This window comes from Actinomadura sp. DC4, assembly GCF_030406325.1.
GTDB lineage: Bacteria > Actinomycetota > Actinomycetes > Streptosporangiales > Streptosporangiaceae > Actinoallomurus.
In genome coordinates this window covers 13,704-29,414 of the sequence record NZ_JAUEQY010000047.1, presented here as the reverse complement: position 1 = coordinate 29,414, position 15,711 = coordinate 13,704, and the positions used below count along the sequence as shown (strand labels likewise).

The window sequence follows — 15,711 nt, the reverse complement described above, 5'->3', positions numbered from 1 at the left end:
CCTACCGCGGGCCGGCCAGGTCGCGCCGGCCGGCGGGTTCGGGCCCGCGCACGAGGTCCATGCCGGTGATGTCCCGGCCCGCCACCGGGACGAAGCTCGGCGCCGTGCCGAGGACCCGGACGTAACTGAGCGGTCCCAGGCCTGTCGCGCCGCCTTTCACAGAGAACTCACGGGCTGGGGGCGAGATGGTGGTCATAAACCGGCACCTTCTGCAGCAGCCAGACGAGCACCGCTCCCAGGATGGCGGCCGCGGCCAGCGGGACCGCCGCCGGGACCCAGCCGCGTACGACCGGGATCGCCGCCAGGCAGGTGACCGCGGCCGCCCCGGAGAGGGTGAGCGCGACCTGCCAGGTGCTGAGGCCGAGGCGGCGTAGCCGATGCGAGACGTGGTCCGTGCCCCCGAGCATCAGCGACCGGCCGGCGCGGTGCCGGGAGACCGTGACGACGCAGGTGTCGACCGTGGCGACGAAGGTGACCAGGAGCGGGCCGGCGAGGCTCGCGTGGCTCGTCGTCGGAGTGAAGACCAGCAGCGCCGACGACGCGATGACGAAGCCGATGAAGAGCGAGCCGGCGTCGCCCATGAAGATCCGGGCCGGTGTCCAGTTGTGCGGTAGGAATCCGGCGCACCCGCACGTGAGGGCCAGCAGGAGCACGCCGACGCCACGCTGCCCGACCATGAACGCCAGGATCGCGAGCGCGGCGCCGGTCGCGCAGGCGATGCCCGCCGCGGCGCCGTCCATGTTGTCGAGGAGGTTGAAGGAGTTGGTCATGACGACGATCCAGAGCACCGGGACGACGTAGTCGAGCCCGTTGCCGAAGATCCGCACCTCGCCGACCGCCGCGACCACGACGCTCGCCGCCGCGCCCTCGACCATGAGCCGCACGAACGGGGTGAGCGGCCGGAGGTCGTCGACCAGGCCGAGCAGCGCGACCGCCGCGGCGGCCACGAGGACCACCCGCATGCGCGGGTCTCCCCCTCCCACCGCGAGGGCCGCAGGGCCCAGGACCCCGGCGACGATGACGACCCCGCCGAGGTACGGCGTCGGCCGCCGATGCCCCTTGTGCGCGCCAGGGCAGTCGGTCAGAGCCAGCTGAACAGCCAATTTGCGTACGAACTCAGTCAATCCCCCAACCATCATGAAAGCCGCGAATCCCACCCACACAATTGTCATTTATCTGATCTCCCGTCGATGCCATAACCCCCTCTTGTTTGCTACCGCCCGACGTTACCCGCAAAACACATCGACCACCGCAATGACACTGGCCACACAACCGGTCGCCTTGGCACACTACCGGACATCTTATAGCAGGTCAGAGTCCAAACGCTGCACCCGATAAAGCGTCTTCAAACAGCGTCAAAGAATTGAATACTTCACTCCTGCCAAATCGCGTGCTAGTCTGCGATCTTGCTTTATAAAAACGAGATTTCTCGGGCCGCGAGACGAAATACCATCGCATACTGAATCGATATGTCCAATAATTCGGGGGAGCCTGATGAGTTCGAGAAAAGGAAGATTCGGGGGGGCCACCGCCATCGCCCTTGCTTTGACCGGAATACCCGTCACGGCGAGCGTGGCGCACGCCGCGACCGTGCACGTACCCTGTAGCACGGCGTCGCTGATCTCCGCGGTCAACGCGGCCAACACCGCCGGCGCGGGAACCCTCCTGCTCGCCTCCCGCTGCAACTACGTTCTGACCGCCGCGGCCGGCTCCGGGCGCGGGCCTGACGGGCTGCCGGTCATTACCGGTAGCCTCCGGATCACCGGCGGAGCCTCGACGCTCATCTCCCGTTCGGCGACGGCCGCGCCCTTCCGCGTCATCGAGGTGGCGCCGGGCGCCACGCTCGAACTGTCGAGCCTCTTCGTCTCCGGCGGAAACGCCGAGGCCGTCGTCCCCGCCAACGACACGGGCGGCGGCATCCTCAACTCCCGCGGCACCATCAGGCTGAGCCGTGTGACGGTATCGGGCAACACGGCGGACAGCGGTGCCGGCATCTCCAACGACAGCGGCCGGCTGAGCGTCATGCGGACGCTCGTGGAGAACAACACCACGCGGGCCGGCGGAGGCGGTGGAGGCGGTCTCTACAACGACGGCAGCATCCGGATCGCGTTCAGCATCCTGCGTGGCAACCACGCCAGCACGAACGGCGGCGCCCTCTACAACGGCCAGGGCGGAAAGACCGAGACGATCCGCACCACGTTCGAGGCCAACTCGGCCACCGCCACCGGAGGCGGGCTGTACACCGCCGCCGACGGCCGGCTGGTCCTCCAGACCACGCTGGTGCGACGCAACATCGCCGGGAACGGCGGCGGGGTCTTCAACGCCGGGATCTTGAGCCGGGTGACGCTGGTCGGCAGCCTCGTCGTGCTGAACACACCGAACAACTGTGCGCCCGCGGGCTCCGTCGCCCTCTGCACCGGCTGACACCGAGAGCCGGTCCGACCGTGCGCCGGAGCGTAACGCTCCGGCGCACACGGCGACGGAGACGCTGACCGGCGCGGCCGAGCTCCGTACGAAGGAGCGCATCTCGCTCGCCGGAGGTCTCCTGTGCCCCGGCCTCCGGCGGTCACCGGCCCGGCCGCGTCCGCCTGCTGCCCGGGCGGCTCGGGCCGGACGGCACGGCGAGCTGTACGACCACGCGACACTGCGAGCGTCGCCGACCCGCCCCGGCCACAACTGCCCGCCGACCTGAAGGTCAGATCCGGCCGCACCGAGTACCCGCTGAAACGAGCCGTCACCGGATGGCTGCCAACGGTCGCGCGGCTACTCCGCGAGCACGGTGAGGGCGGTGACCACAGCACGCGGATCCGGGCGCCCATCCAGCTCGAACGCCGACGCGTACGCGGCGGTGACGCCTCCCGTCGCTGCCACGACGCGGGTGAGCGCGCCGGGCGAAGGACGCGCGGCGGTGACCGCGACGAGCAGCGCCACCGCGGCGACGCCGTGCCAGGACCGGCTCGCGAGCAGGACGCGAGGACCGGTACGGCGAGCAGCGGCACCCACCATGGGTGCCTGGTGGCGGTGCCGATTCCGGACCGGGTCATATCACCGTTGCGCATCGTCGCGTACCCCACGGCACGGACTCTCTTTGACCCCGCGCCCCGGAACATGTCTTGGCCGTGTGACCCGATGACCCAGTTTTTGATCTTCACTACCTAACCTGATGTGAAGACATGATCGCGAAGGGTGGCCGAACCCTCGGTGGAGCGCCCCGGATCTCGAGAGGGCGTGCCATGGCAGTCAGGACCAAGACGAGATACGTGGTGACGGGTGGCGCCGGTTTCATCGGTTCCTACCTGGTCAACGCCTTACTCGCCCGCGGAGACACGGTCGTCGCCCTGGACAACCTCACGACGGGACGACTCGCCAACCTGGATGAGGCCAGCAAGTCGGCGGCCTTCCACTTCGTCCACGGATCGGTGCTCGACGAACTCCTGGTCGACGAACTCGTGCACCAGTGCGACGTGGTCGTGCACATGGCGGCCTCGGTCGGCGTCCGGCTGGTGGTGGAGCAGCCGCTGAAGTCGCTGACCACCAATATCCGCGGGTCGCAGGTCATGATCGAGGCCGCGCACCGCTACCGTCGCAAGATCCTCATGACGAGCACGTCGGAGATCTACGGGAAGAACTGCCTGGGCCCGCTGCACGAGACGGCCGACCGCATCCTCGGTAACCCGTCGATCGTGCGCTGGGCGTACAGCACCGCCAAGGCGGTCGACGAGATCCTCGCCAACTGCTATCACCGCGAGCGCGGCCTGCCGACGATCGTGGTGCGCCTGTTCAACACCGTCGGCGCGCGGCAGAGCCCGGCGTACGGCATGGTCATCCCTCGGCTGGTGCGGCAGGCGTTGCGCGACGAGCCGCTGACGGTCTTCGGAGACGGGCTCCAGACTCGTTGCTTCGCCCACGTGCTCGACGTCGTGGAGGCGCTGCTCGGGCTGCTCGACAGCGACGCGGCGATCGGGCAGACGTTCAACATCGGCTCGTCCGAGGAGATCAGCATCGGCCGGCTGGCCGAGACGATCATCGAACGCTCCGGGAGCCGGTCGCGGGTCGAGCTGATCCCCTACGACCAGGCGTACGGCGGCGGCTTCGAGGACATGAAGCGGCGGGTCCCGGACACCGCCAAGCTGCGCGGGCTCCTCGGCTGGAGGCCCCGGTACACGCTCGCCGACGTGCTCGACGACACCATCGCGGAGGCCCGCATCGAGGCCGCTCCCCGACCCGACCTGGTCTCGCCGTGAGCGGCGCCGAGCGGATCCGGGTGATGCGCGTCATCACGCGCATGAACGTCGGCGGCCCGGCGCTGCAGGCGAGCGTCCTCATGCGCGGCCTGGATCCCGGCCGCTTCGACCAGCGGCTCTACACGGGCCTCGTCGAGCCGGGCGAGGCCGACCACCTGGACCTGCGGGGCACCGACGTCGAGGCGCGCCGGATGACGGCGCTCGGGCGCTCGGTGCGCCCGGCGGACGACCTGCGCGCGGTCGCGTCCCTGGCCGCCGAGATGCGCAGGTTCCGGCCGCACATCGTGCACACGCACATGGCCAAGGCCGGTTTCCTCGGGCGTGCGGCGGCGGTGCTGGCGCGCGTGCCCGCCCGCGTGCACACGTTCCACGGCCATCTGCTGTACGGCTACTTCTCACCCGGCAGGACGCGTCTCGTGGTGGCCGCCGAACGGCTGGCCGCACGGCGGTGCGACCGCCTGGTCGCCGTCGGCGCGCAGGTCCGCGACGAGCTGGTCGCGGCGGGCATCGGCCGTCCCCACCAGTACGCCGTGGTGCCGCCGGGGACCGCCCTCGGGCCGCTGCCCGACCGCGCCGCCGCCCGGCTCGCGCTGGGCGTCCCCGGTGAGGAGCCGGTCGTCGCGTATGTGGGCCGGCTGACCCGTGTCAAGCGGCCCGATCGGCTGGTCCGCGTCGCGCGTGAGCTGCGCCGTCTCGTACCGGGCGTGCGGTTCGTCGTGTGCGGCAGCGGCGACGCGGCCGGCGAGGTGACCGCCGCGGCCGGCGAGTTCGGGACCGCTCTGCGGACGGTGGGCTGGCGCGCCGACGTCGAGACGGTGTACGCGGCGGCCGACCTGGTGCTGCTCACCTCCGACAACGAAGGCATGCCGGTCTCGCTGATCGAGGCCGGGCTCGCCGGTGTGCCCGTCGTGGCGACGAACGTCGGCAGCGTCGGCGAGGTCGTCGTGGACGGCGTCACTGGCCTGCTCGGCCCCTGCGACGCCGGCGAACTCGCCGCCCGCGCGGCGCGGCTGCTTCTGGACGAGCCGACGCGGCGCGAGATGAGCCTGCGGGCGCGCGCGTGGACCGAGCAGCGGTTCGGTCCCGGCCGCCTCGTCTCCGACGTGGCCGCGATCTACACGTCCATCACCGAAGAACGGGGCGGGTGGCCCGCTCGAGAGAAAGAGGAGGCGCGATGAGAGTCCTCATCACCGGGGGTGCCGGTTTCATCGGCGCGAATCTCTGCCGTGAGCTGCTGGCACGGCCGCAGGTGAAGGAGGTCGTCGCGCTCGACGACCTCAGCACCGGCCGGGCCGAGAACCTCCACGGCACCGGCGCGAGGCTCGTACGGGCGAGCATCCTCGACCCCGACGTGCTCACGCCGCTCGTGGACCGCGCGGACGCGGTCGTCCACCTGGCGGCCCGCCCCTCCGTGCCCCGCTCGCTGGCCGATCCGATGGCCAGCCACGAGGTCAACGCCACCGGGACGGTCCGCGTCCTGGAGGCCTGCCGGCGTGCGTCGGTCCACGTGGTGGCGGCCTCGTCCTCGTCGGTGTACGGCGCGGTGCCGACGCTGCCCAAGCACGAGGACCTGCCCACCCGGCCGCTCAGCCCGTACGGGGCCGCCAAGCTCGCCGCCGAGGCCTACACGCTCGCGTACGGTGCCAGCTTCGGTCTGCCGGTGTTGCCGTTCCGCTTCTTCAACGTCTACGGCCCGCTGCAGCCGGCCGGGCACGCGTACGCGGCGGTGATCCCGGCGTTCGTCGACGCGGCGCTGCGCGGCGAGCCTCTGTTGATTCACGGCGACGGCGCGCAGACGCGCGACTTCACGTTCGTCGGGACGGTCACCGCGGTGCTCGCCGACGCCGTGATGCGGCGGGTCGTGAGCGACGAGCCGGTGAACCTGGCGTTCGGCACCCGGCTGTCGATCTCCGAGCTGACCCGGCGGCTGGCCGGCGTCCTCGACCGGGCGGTCGAGGTGCGGCACGGGCCGGCGCGGGCCGGGGACGTACGCGACTCTCAGGCGGCCGACGCCCGCCTCCGGCACCTGTTCCCGTCGGCCGCCGCGGTACCACTGGACGCCGGGCTGGCGCGGACCGTGGCGTGGTTCCGCGAGCAGGAGGCGTACGCCGAGAACGCGGCGATGCCCTGACCGAGGCGGGCAGAGACGAAGTCAGCTACGGCCCGCGAGAGACGTGGGCCGGTAGACGATACCGGGGGGCGTAATGGACCAGACACGAGGCGACCGGGTCATCGAGTGGGACCTCGCGGTGATCGGGCTCGGATACGTCGGGATGCCGATGGTCCGCGAGGCCGTTCGCGGCGGGATGCGGGTCGTCGGGCTCGACATCGACTCCCGCCTCGTCGACCTGCTCAACGCGGGCATCTCACACGTGGACGACATATCCGACGGCGACGTCGCGACGTTCCTCGCGCAGGGGTTCCGCGCGACCACGGACGAACGCGTCCTGGCGGCGGCCGACACGGTCGTGATCTGCGTGCCGACGCCGCTGGACGAGGACCGGCGGCCCGACCTCGGCGCGGTGACCGGGGCCGTGCGGATGCTCGCCGAGCATCTCGGCCCCGACACTCTCGTCGTGCTGGAGTCGACCACCTGGCCCGGTACGACCGAGGAGGTCGTACGCCCGCTGCTGGAGAAGGGCGGGCTCATGGCGGGGATCGATTTCCACCTGGCGTACTCCCCGGAACGCATCGACCCGGGCAACCCGGACTACGCACTGCACAACACACCGAAGATCGTCGGTGGGGTCACCAGCGCGTGCCTCGACCGCGCCATGGCCTTCTACGGCAAGCTCGTGGAGCAGGTCGTGCCGGTGCGCGGCACCCGCGAGGCGGAGATGGCCAAGCTGCTGGAGAACACCTACCGGCAGGTCAACATCGCGCTGGTCAACGAGATCGCGGTACTGTGCGACGAACTGGCGATCGACGTGTGGGACACCATCGCGGCGGCGGCCACCAAACCGTTCGGCTACCAGCCCTTCCGCCCCGGCCCCGGCGTCGGAGGCCACTGCATCCCGATCGACCCGAGTTACCTGTCGCACCGCGTGCGGCGGCTGGGGCGGCAGTTCCGGTTCGCCGAGCTGGCCCAGCAGGTCAACGACGGGATGCCGGCGTACGTCGCGGAGCGCGCGATGCGCATGCTGCATCGGCACGGGCGCTGCGCCAACGGGGCCACCATCCTGCTGCTCGGCGTCACCTACAAGCCCGACATCGCCGATGGCCGCGAGTCGCCGGCCACGCCGCTGGCACGGCGGCTGCGGGCCGCCGGGGCGCAGGTGAGTTACTTCGACCCGCTCATCCGGGACTGGTCGGCCGACGGCGTCCCCGTGACCCGTGCCGACGACCTGGACGAGGCGCTGGAAGCGGCCAATCTGGTCATCCTGCTGCAGCCGCACCGGACGTTCGACCTGTCGATGGTCGCGCTGCGGGCCGCGCTGGTACTGGACACGCGGGGAGTGCTGCAGGCCGCGGAGACCGTCGAGCGGCTCTGAGCCTCCTCAGCTTTCCAGGCCGGCCAGTTCCGGGACGTGGGCGCGGAGGTAGGCGCCGGCCTGGACGCCTCCAGGGTCGTCGTGGTGCGTCGTGTCCGGCCGGAAGTCCAGGCCGGTGTCGCCGCCCCGGAGGGGCCGGTTTGGGCAGGTTCATCTGGTGCGGCGGGCTCGGGTCCGCCGACGCCGCGGCGAGCGACCCGCATATTCCCATCAGCAGGCGGAAGAGACCATAAGCAGCTTATGTCCGACCATTACCGGATGACCTTTCTCGACAATCATCAATGGGCGGTCTCACTCTCCATTCCCGGGCCGTTCCGGTGAGTCGCCGTCAGGTTTTGAAAGAGTGTTGACCCGAAATATCGCCCTCATTTGCCCGCGAAGAATTCGGCCTCGCATACGTTGGGTCAGCCGAAGTCGACGTCACGGGGGTGACCATGGGAAATGGCGTGCTTCGTCCAAGAAGCATTCTCGTCTCCGTGGCCGCCGCACTGACGCTGACGGGCTGCACGGGACGGGCCGGGGGGCCGCGGGAGCCGACCCCGATGCCGGTTCCGGTCGGTGACACGGCCCTGTCCCCCGCGGTACGGGGACTGACGCTGCTCGTGGTCGGTGACTCGTGGGCCCGCAACCTCGGTGTCGGCGCGGCCGACGCCGACCGCGACCGCCGCAACGTCGTCGTGAACGCGGGACGGCCCGGCTGCGGGCTGATGCAGCCGGTCCGCATCCGCCGGCGGGGCAAGATGGTCGCGGCGCCCGCGGAGTGCAACCGGTGGCCCGAGCGCTGGCGCGATCTGGTGTCGAAGTACCGGCCGGCGGCCGCGCTGCTGGAGGTGGGCTACTGGGACGGTCAGGACTCCCAGGAGCTTCCCGGCGGCAAGGGCGTCAGCTCGATCACCGATCCGGGCTTCCGGCGGCGATTCGACGCGCAGATCGACCGGGCCATCGGCGTTCTCGGCGCCGGCGGCGCACGGGTCTACCTGCCGACCGTCGTCGACAACGAAGCCGCGAGCCGGGCGAACTCCGACGCCATGAACGCCGCGATCCAGGCGGCGGCGCGCCGGCATCCGAACGCCGCGCTGCTGGATCTGCACGGCCAGCTCTGCACGGCGGCCAAGGTGTGTCCCCGGCAGGTCTCCGGCATCCAGGTCTACGACGAGACGGGCCATCCGTCGGGCACCACGCACGACCGGCTCGGCCGCTGGCTCCTCAACTCCATCCACGCCGATCTGCTCGACCGGCGCAAGAACGGCGGCAGGTCCTAGACCAGACGACTCAACTCGACGAGGGGACCGTCAGATGAACTTCCGCAGAACCGCTCTCGCGCTCGCCGGCGCGATGGCCTTCGCGTCCGTGCTCGGCTCCGCGGCCGGGGCGCGGGCGGGCACCGACGGGTGGCGTTTCGTCCGCTTCTACAAAGCGATCGCCGCCTGCCAGACCGCGGGCCAGGTCATGGTCTCCCACCGGCAGGCCCGTGGCTTCCGCTGCGAGAACGACTATGACAAGGCGGGCGTCCCCGCCTTCGACCTGTACGTGCGCTGAGACGCCGATGACCACGAAGCAGGGCGGGCCTGAATGATCGAATCGGTCAGGGTGGACCGCGCCCCGCCTCGTGTGGCCCGTACGCACACGTCGGTGAGGATCGGCGCCGTCGACGGGCTCCGCGCGGTCGCGGTGGCCGGGGTGATCGCCTTCCACTTCGGGATGGGCGTCCCCGGCGGCTTCCTCGGCGTCGATCTGTTCTTCGTCATCTCCGGCTACGTCATCACCCGTCTCCTGCTGATCGAGTGGCGGCGTACCGCTGCGATCGACTGGAAACGGTTCTGGGCACGCCGGGCCCGGCGGCTGCTGCCGACCGTCATGGCGCTCCTCGTCGTGGTCCAGCTGTGGCTCCGCCTCGGCGCGCTGCCCGAGCTGCGGGCCACGACCGACGCGCAGACCGTGGCGGCGCTGGCGTACGTCTCGAACTGGTACGCGATCTTCACGAACCTCGGCTACTGGGGCGCGCTCGCCGACGCCACCCCGCTCACGCATCTGTGGTCACTGGCGGTCGAGGAGCAGTTCTACCTGGTCTGGCCGCCGCTGCTGATCCTCATCATGACGCTCACCCGTTCGCGGCGGGTCCTGGCCATGACTGCGGGCGCGGGCGCGGTGGTCTCCTACACCGCGGCGGCGGTGCTCCAGGGCACGGACGGCGTCGACCGCGCCTACCTCGGCACCGACACCCGCAGCGGGGCGCTCCTGCTCGGAGTGCTGTGCGCCCTCGCGCTCACTCGCGACGCGCCCGGGCCGAACGGATCCTGGGACCGGACGCTGACCGGCCGCCGCCGCGCGCTGGCGCGTTCGGTGTTCGCGCTGGCGCTGGCCTCACTGGTCGCGCTCTGGACGGTGGGCCGCATCGAGGCCGGCTGGCTCTATGACGGAGGGCTGGTCCTGGCCGGCGTCTCCGCCGCACTGGTGATCGCCTACCTGGTGGTGGCGCCCGGCGCCGTGGCCACCCGGATCCTCGCCGCGGGACCGGTCGTGTGGATCGGGCGGCTGAGCTACTCGCTGTACCTGTGGCACTGGCCCGTGCACGTTTACGCGACCCACACCGCCCACCCCGGCGGCCCGGCCGTGATCGCCGCCCAGCTCGCCGTGACCCTCGCGCTCGGGGTCCTGTCGTTCGCGCTGATCGAGCGGCCGACGCGCCGGATCGGGCGCCCGATGGTGCTGGCCCCGCCGCTGCTGGCCTGCGCGGTCCTCGTGCTCGGCAGCGCGGTCCTGGTCCGGCCCGCGGCCCCCGTGGAGCAGCAGAGCGACGTCACCGTGCACGGTCGTCCGTGAGAGCGGGCAGGACCAGCCGGAACTCGGTGCCCTCGCCCGGCGCCGTACGCAGCTCGACCCGTCCGTCGTGCGCGGCGACCACGGAGTGCACGATGGCCAGGCCGAGACCGGCGCCGCCGTTTCCACTGCGGCTGCGCGAGACGTCCGCGCGGTAGAACCGCTCGAACACCAGAGCGGCCTGCTCCCCGGTCAGGCCGGGCCCCTCGTCCGCGACGGTCAGCACCGCCTCCTCGCCCTCCGTGCCGACCGTGACGCGTACCGGGGTGCCGGCGGGCGTGTGCGTGACCGCGTTGCCGACCAGGTTGCTCACGGCCTGGCGCAGCCGCGACTCATCGCCAAGGACCGGCGCGCTCGCGGGCGGCCCGCCCTCCGGACCGGTGAGCCGGACCGGACGGCCGGGGTCGAGGGCGCGCAGGTCGTGCAGCGCGTCGGCGGCGAGGGTCCGCAGGTCCATCGGGGCCGGCTGCAGCGGGAGGTCGCCGCTGCCGTGGTGGCCGTCCAGCCGGGCCAGGAGCAGCAGGTCCTCCACCAGCCGGGCGAGCCGGGTGGCCTCGCTCTCGATGCGGAGCATCGTACGGTCGACGTCCGCGCGCTCGGGCAGCCCGCCCATCCGGTAGAGCTCGGCGAAGCCCTTGATGCCGGACAGTGGGGTGCGGAGCTCGTGACTGGCGTCGGCGACGAAGCGGCGCATCCGCGCCTCGGAGTCCGCCTGGGCCTCGAAGGCGGACTCGATCTGGGCGAGCATCCCGTTCAGCGCCGCGGACAGCCGGCCGACCTCGGTGCCGGGCGCGGCGAGGTCGGGGACCCGGTGCGACAGGTCGCCCCCGGCGATCGCGGCGGCGGTGCCCTCGATGCGGTGTAGCGGGCGCAGCCCCGCCCGTACGGCGAACCAGCCCGCGACGCCGAGCAGCAGCAGGACCACGGCCCCGGTGAGCGCGCAGTCGGCGCGCAGCCGGCCGATCGTGGCGTTCACGCCGTGCAGCGAGGCCGCGACCACGACGCTGCCACCCGCGACCTGGTGCAGCGCGATCACCCGCCAGCGGTCTCCGCCTCGGCCCGCCGTCTCGAACGGCCGGCCGCCGTGCGCCGCCACGGCGCGCTCGTCCAGGCGGGGAAGTGACGGCCCCGCCGTGTCCGGCGAGCGCACCACGCCTTCCGTGCCGCCATCCGGGGTGAGGCGGACGATGAAGAGGTCGCCGATCAGGTCGGTGTTCCCGGCCAGGATCTTCCTCGGGAACGTCCCGTCGCGCTCCGAGGTGAGCAACGAGGGCGGGAGCCGCGAGACGGCCGTCGCGAGCGGGGTCACCTGCTCGTCCACACGCTTCACCAGGTGACCGCGGAGCGCGCCGGTGACGAGAACGCCCGCCACCGCCAGCCCGGCCGCCAGCAGGGCCATCGTGATCGCGAGGAGCCGGGCGCGCAGCGACGGGCGCCGGGCCATCACGGGGCCGGCCGGCGCAGGACGTAGCCGGCGCCCCAGACGGTGTGGATGAGCTTCGGCTCGGTCGTGTCGACCTTGCGGCGCAGGTAGCTGATGTAGGACTCGACGATGCTCTCGTCCCCGCCGAAGTCGTACTGCCAGACGCGGTCCAGGATCTGGGTCTTGGACAGGACGCGGCCGGCGTTCTCCACCAATAGGAGCAGCAGCCGGAACTCCGTCGGGGACACCCGGACCGGGCGGCCCGCCCGGCGTACCTGATGCCCGGCGCGGTCCACCACCAGGTCGGCGACGGTCAGCGTGTCCGCGCCGGCCGGCCCGCCCGCGCGGCGGAGGATCGCCCGGATGCGGGCGATCAGCTCCTCCACGCTGAACGGTTTCGTGACGTAGTCGTCGCCTCCGGCGGTGAGCCCGTCGATCTTGTCCTGCGTCGTGTCGCGTGCGGTGAGGAACAGCACCGGGACGTGACCGGGGCCGCCGGCCGTACGAGCGCCGCGCTCGCCCAGCCGCCGGACCACCTCGAACCCGTCGATGTCGGGCAGCATGACGTCGAGGACGATGAGGTCGGGCCGCTCGCTCACGGCGGCGGTCACCGCCTCGGCGCCGGTGGCCGCCGAGGTCACCGCGAAACCGGCGAACCGCAGGCTGGCCGACAGCAGTTCCCGTACGACCGGTTCGTCGTCGACCACGAGGAGGCTGATCACCTCCGGGCCTTCTCTGTGTTCCATCTCGCCCTCACCCGTCCGCGGCCGGCCTCTGTCAGCGCGCCTCCTGCGAGCCCGGCCACCGCGCCGGCGGCGGCCCCGAGCACCAGCGCCACAAGGATGTCACCGGCGGCGCGCAGCACGATGACCGGAAGGGTGAAGCCGAGGACCGAGACGCTCAGGTGAGCCGAGCCGCCGGCCACCGCGGTCATGGCGGCGACCAGCGTCCCCACGGCGAGGGCCGATCGGCCGGCTCTCGCGGGCCACGGGGCACCGGGAGGGGTATGCGCGGCGGTCAGCGCGCCGGCGGCGAGCAGGACCACCGCCGCGAACGCCACCGGGACGAGCCAGGCGAGCCCGTGGTCGTGCGCGATGCCGGCGAGGGTCCATCCGGTGTCACGGGTCGCCGGTCCCGCGGCCCAGGGCACGCCGATCCCCGTGGACGCTCCCGCGAAGGCCGCGTTGGGGCCGAGCAGCAGCGCCGCGCCCGACTTCGTCCCGCTGCCGGCCGCGAGGGCCAGGCCCGCGATGACGGTGGCGAGGGCGGCCCAGAGGAGCACCGTGACCGAGGCCGTGACCGCGGGCCGCAGCCCGCCCGGCAGCCGTACGTGCTCGATCGACGCCAGGGCGATGACGACGAGCGCCCACACCAGGCCGCCGAGCGCGGTCCTCCAGACGTCCGCGTGGTAGTCCAGCGCGATCCCGCCGAGCGCGGCCCGCCCGCTCTGGCAGCCGCCCAGCCCGTACGCGCGGTGCGCGCACGGCGACGCGAGGGTGAGCCGCCCGTGCGCGGCGAGGGCCGGCAGCGCGAAGGCGAGCGGTACCGCGACGGCCGTCGTGACCAGCGACCGCACGTCCGGGGCGCGCCGCCGCAGCAGGAGGGCCAGGACCACGGCGCCGGACAGGGAGACCCCCAGCGGCATGACGCGGAGCGCGCCGTGCACGCTCGCGCCCATCCCGGCGGCCGGGTGGAGCGCGCCCTGGAGTTCGACCGCGCCGCCGCCGGCCAGCGCCACGGCGGCGAGAGTCAGCCGGCCCGGCGGGCCGGCCCCGATGAGCCACAGCCCGGCCGCCGCGACGAGCCCCATCACGACGTAGGCGAGCGCGACCGCGCCGGCCGCCCGCCCGGCCTCACGCATCGTGGGTCCTCAAGACGTTGAGCGCCTCGTACGCGCTCGCCGCCGCACCGGCTCGCCGCATCACGGTGCAGGCGAGCGCGATCGCGCCCTCGGCTCGGCCGGCGGGCCATGGCCCGTACGCCGTCGCGGGAGCCCCGGCCTCACGCATCGCGGGTCCGGAAGACGCGGAGTGCCACGGCGAGGACCACGGCCACCGCCGCGCACAGCAGCACGAACCCGGCCCAGGGGCCCGGGAAGTGCCCGTCGGGCCGGCTCGTCATGACGCGCTCGCCCGCCATCGTGGGCCAGAACCTGCCCACGACGCGCGCCCACGAGTCCGGCAGGGCCGGGGTGAACACGGGCACGAGCAGCGTGGCCCCGACCATGATCGCGAGCGCGCCGGCCGTGGCGCGGACGAGCGTGCCGACCGCCACGCCGAGCAGCCCGACGGCGGCGAGGTAGAGGCCGGCCCCGACGACCGCGCGTAGGACGTGCGGCTCGCCCAGCGTGGTGTGCGGGGCGCCCTGACCGGCCAGGACGGCCTGGCCGACGAAGAACGCGCCGAACCCGATGACCTCCCCGACGACGAGCGCCACCGCGGTGAGCACCACCGTCTTGGCGGCGAGCAGCCGCCCGCGTCTCGGCACGATCGTGAGGCTGGTCCCGATCATGCCGGTCGCGAACTCGGAGGTGATCACGAGGACGCCCAGGACGGCGATGGCGAGCTGGGCCATGACGTGCCCGGCCAGGCTCGTCGCGGCCGGGTCGAAGTGCGCCTGGTCCGCGGGCGCGAGCGTGGCGTACTTCCGCGCGCCGGCGAGGCTCAGCAGCGCGCCGAACCCGATGCCGAGGGCGATCGTGACGAGCACGGTCCAGACGGTCGATTGCAGCGTACGCATCTTGGTCCACTCCGAGCGGACGGCGTCGGCGGTGCGGCTCGTCATCGGGATGCCCCCTCGGTCGTGTACTCCACGGTGTCGTGGGTGAGCGCCATGAACGCCTCCTCCAGCGAGGTGCGATGCGGCGTCAGCTCCGACAGCGCCACGCCGCCGGCCGCGGCCAGCCGCCCGATCTGGGTGCTGTCCAGCCCGGACACCGTGAGGGCGCCCTCCGGTCCGGTCCGCACCTCTCCCCCGGCGTCGGCGAGCAGCGCGGCGAACGCCCCGGCCTCCTCCGTACGGACCAGCACCGCGGAGGCCGCGTTGGCGCGGGTGAACTCCTCCACGCCGGTGTCGGTGATCAGCCGGCCCCTGCCGATCACGACGAGGTGGTCGGCGGTGAGCGCCATTTCGGACATGAGGTGACTCGACACCAGCACGGTGCGGCCCTCGGCCGCCAGGTCGCGCATCAGGTGGCGGATCCAGCGGATCCCCTCGGGGTCGAGCCCGTTGACCGGCTCGTCGAACAGCAGGATCCCGGGGTCGCCGAGCAGCGCCGCCGCGATCCCGAGCCGCTGGCTCATGCCGAGGGAGAACGCGCCCACCCGCCGGTGGGCGACCTGTTCGAGGCCGACGAGCCCGAGCAGTTCCTCCACCCGGCCCGGCGCGATGCCGCTGCCGCGGGCGAGGCAGAGGAGATGGTCACGTGCGGTACGGGCGCCGTGCACGGCCCTGGCGTCGAGCAGCGCGCCGACCTCCCGTACGGGATCGGCCAGCTCGGCGTAACGCCGCCCGGCCACGAGCGCGGAGCCGCTGGTCGGCGCGGCCAGCCCGAGGACCATCCGCAGGGTCGTCGTCTTGCCGGCCCCGTTCGGGCCGAGGAACCCGGTGACCGCACCGGGCTCGACGGTGAACGTCAGATCGTCGACGACGACCGTGGCCCCGAAGCGTTTGGTGAGACCGCGCAGCTCGATCACCGCGCGACCGTCCTGGTCGAGAACATCGCGTGAGTTCC

The 15,711-nt window shown here is 72.4% G+C and carries 17 protein-coding genes; 8 read left to right on the top strand and 9 right to left on the bottom strand.

Features of this window, described 5'->3' with window-relative positions; all coding sequences use genetic code 11:
- Position 1: 1 nt before the first annotated feature.
- Positions 2-196, bottom strand: coding sequence for a hypothetical protein (locus QWU11_RS43920; protein ID WP_290120537.1), 195 nt, complete (start codon positions 194-196; stop codon positions 2-4).
- Positions 168-1,103 (bottom strand): MraY family glycosyltransferase, encoded by a 936-nt coding sequence (locus QWU11_RS43915; protein WP_290120536.1) that lies wholly within the window; start codon positions 1,101-1,103, stop codon positions 168-170. The genes QWU11_RS43920 and QWU11_RS43915 overlap by 29 nt, the downstream gene beginning before the upstream one ends.
- A gap of 442 nt (positions 1,104-1,545) precedes the next feature.
- On the opposite strand from QWU11_RS43915, the gene QWU11_RS43910 reads away from it, so the two are divergent.
- The gene (locus tag QWU11_RS43910) at positions 1,546-2,424 is read left to right on the top strand and encodes a hypothetical protein (protein WP_290120535.1); all 879 of its coding nucleotides are present in this window, start codon (positions 1,546-1,548) and stop codon (positions 2,422-2,424) included.
- Positions 2,425-2,763: 339 nt separating this feature from the next.
- Here QWU11_RS43910 and QWU11_RS43905 read toward each other — a convergent pair whose 3' ends face one another.
- Complete coding sequence (locus QWU11_RS43905; protein WP_290120534.1) at positions 2,764-3,006, bottom strand: hypothetical protein; 243 nt, start codon at positions 3,004-3,006, stop codon at positions 2,764-2,766.
- A gap of 227 nt (positions 3,007-3,233) precedes the next feature.
- On the opposite strand from QWU11_RS43905, the gene QWU11_RS43900 reads away from it, so the two are divergent.
- From QWU11_RS43900 to QWU11_RS43870, 7 genes are all read left to right on the top strand, one after another.
- The gene (locus QWU11_RS43900) at positions 3,234-4,244 is read left to right on the top strand and encodes a GDP-mannose 4,6-dehydratase (protein ID WP_290120533.1); all 1,011 of its coding nucleotides are present in this window, start codon (positions 3,234-3,236) and stop codon (positions 4,242-4,244) included.
- Entirely contained in the window at positions 4,241-5,422 is a 1,182-nt protein-coding gene (locus QWU11_RS43895) for a glycosyltransferase (protein ID WP_290120532.1), read from the top strand. The genes QWU11_RS43900 and QWU11_RS43895 overlap by 4 nt, the downstream gene beginning before the upstream one ends.
- A complete protein-coding gene (locus tag QWU11_RS43890; RefSeq protein WP_290120531.1) occupies positions 5,419-6,375 on the top strand; it encodes an NAD-dependent epimerase/dehydratase family protein in 957 nt (318 codons plus the stop codon). Before QWU11_RS43895 ends, QWU11_RS43890 begins: the two co-directional genes overlap by 4 nt.
- A 73-nt stretch (positions 6,376-6,448) precedes the next feature.
- The gene (locus tag QWU11_RS43885) at positions 6,449-7,735 is read left to right on the top strand and encodes a nucleotide sugar dehydrogenase (protein ID WP_290120530.1); all 1,287 of its coding nucleotides are present in this window, start codon (positions 6,449-6,451) and stop codon (positions 7,733-7,735) included.
- 476 nt (positions 7,736-8,211) lie between these two features.
- Entirely contained in the window at positions 8,212-8,997 is a 786-nt protein-coding gene (locus QWU11_RS43880) for an SGNH hydrolase domain-containing protein (RefSeq protein WP_290120529.1), read from the top strand.
- A 34-nt stretch (positions 8,998-9,031) separates the two neighbouring features.
- Positions 9,032-9,274, top strand: a complete 243-nt coding sequence (locus QWU11_RS43875) for a hypothetical protein (protein ID WP_290120528.1) — start codon at positions 9,032-9,034, stop codon at positions 9,272-9,274.
- 33 nt (positions 9,275-9,307) lie between these two features.
- A complete protein-coding gene (locus QWU11_RS43870) occupies positions 9,308-10,558 on the top strand; it encodes an acyltransferase (RefSeq protein ID WP_290120527.1) in 1,251 nt (416 codons plus the stop codon).
- Here the strand turns inward: QWU11_RS43870 and QWU11_RS43865 are convergent.
- From QWU11_RS43865 to QWU11_RS43840, 6 genes are read right to left on the bottom strand one after another with little or no spacing between them, the layout of a single operon-like run.
- On the bottom strand, positions 10,536-11,999 hold the full coding sequence (locus QWU11_RS43865) for a HAMP domain-containing sensor histidine kinase (protein WP_290120526.1): 1,464 nt from the start codon (positions 11,997-11,999) through the stop codon (positions 10,536-10,538). The genes QWU11_RS43870 and QWU11_RS43865 overlap by 23 nt on opposite strands.
- A complete protein-coding gene (locus tag QWU11_RS43860) occupies positions 11,999-12,724 on the bottom strand; it encodes a response regulator transcription factor (RefSeq protein WP_290120525.1) in 726 nt (241 codons plus the stop codon). The genes QWU11_RS43865 and QWU11_RS43860 overlap by 1 nt, the downstream gene beginning before the upstream one ends.
- On the bottom strand, positions 12,697-13,839 hold the full coding sequence (locus QWU11_RS43855; RefSeq protein WP_290120524.1) for a streptophobe family protein: 1,143 nt from the start codon (positions 13,837-13,839) through the stop codon (positions 12,697-12,699). Before QWU11_RS43855 ends, QWU11_RS43860 begins: the two co-directional genes overlap by 28 nt.
- On the bottom strand, positions 13,832-13,987 hold the full coding sequence (locus QWU11_RS43850; protein WP_290120523.1) for a hypothetical protein: 156 nt from the start codon (positions 13,985-13,987) through the stop codon (positions 13,832-13,834). The genes QWU11_RS43855 and QWU11_RS43850 overlap by 8 nt, the downstream gene beginning before the upstream one ends.
- The gene (locus tag QWU11_RS43845; protein WP_290120522.1) at positions 13,980-14,762 is read right to left on the bottom strand and encodes an ABC transporter permease; all 783 of its coding nucleotides are present in this window, start codon (positions 14,760-14,762) and stop codon (positions 13,980-13,982) included. Before QWU11_RS43845 ends, QWU11_RS43850 begins: the two co-directional genes overlap by 8 nt.
- The gene (locus QWU11_RS43840) at positions 14,759-15,673 is read right to left on the bottom strand and encodes an ATP-binding cassette domain-containing protein (protein WP_290120521.1); all 915 of its coding nucleotides are present in this window, start codon (positions 15,671-15,673) and stop codon (positions 14,759-14,761) included. Before QWU11_RS43840 ends, QWU11_RS43845 begins: the two co-directional genes overlap by 4 nt.
- Positions 15,674-15,711 lie beyond the last annotated feature (38 nt).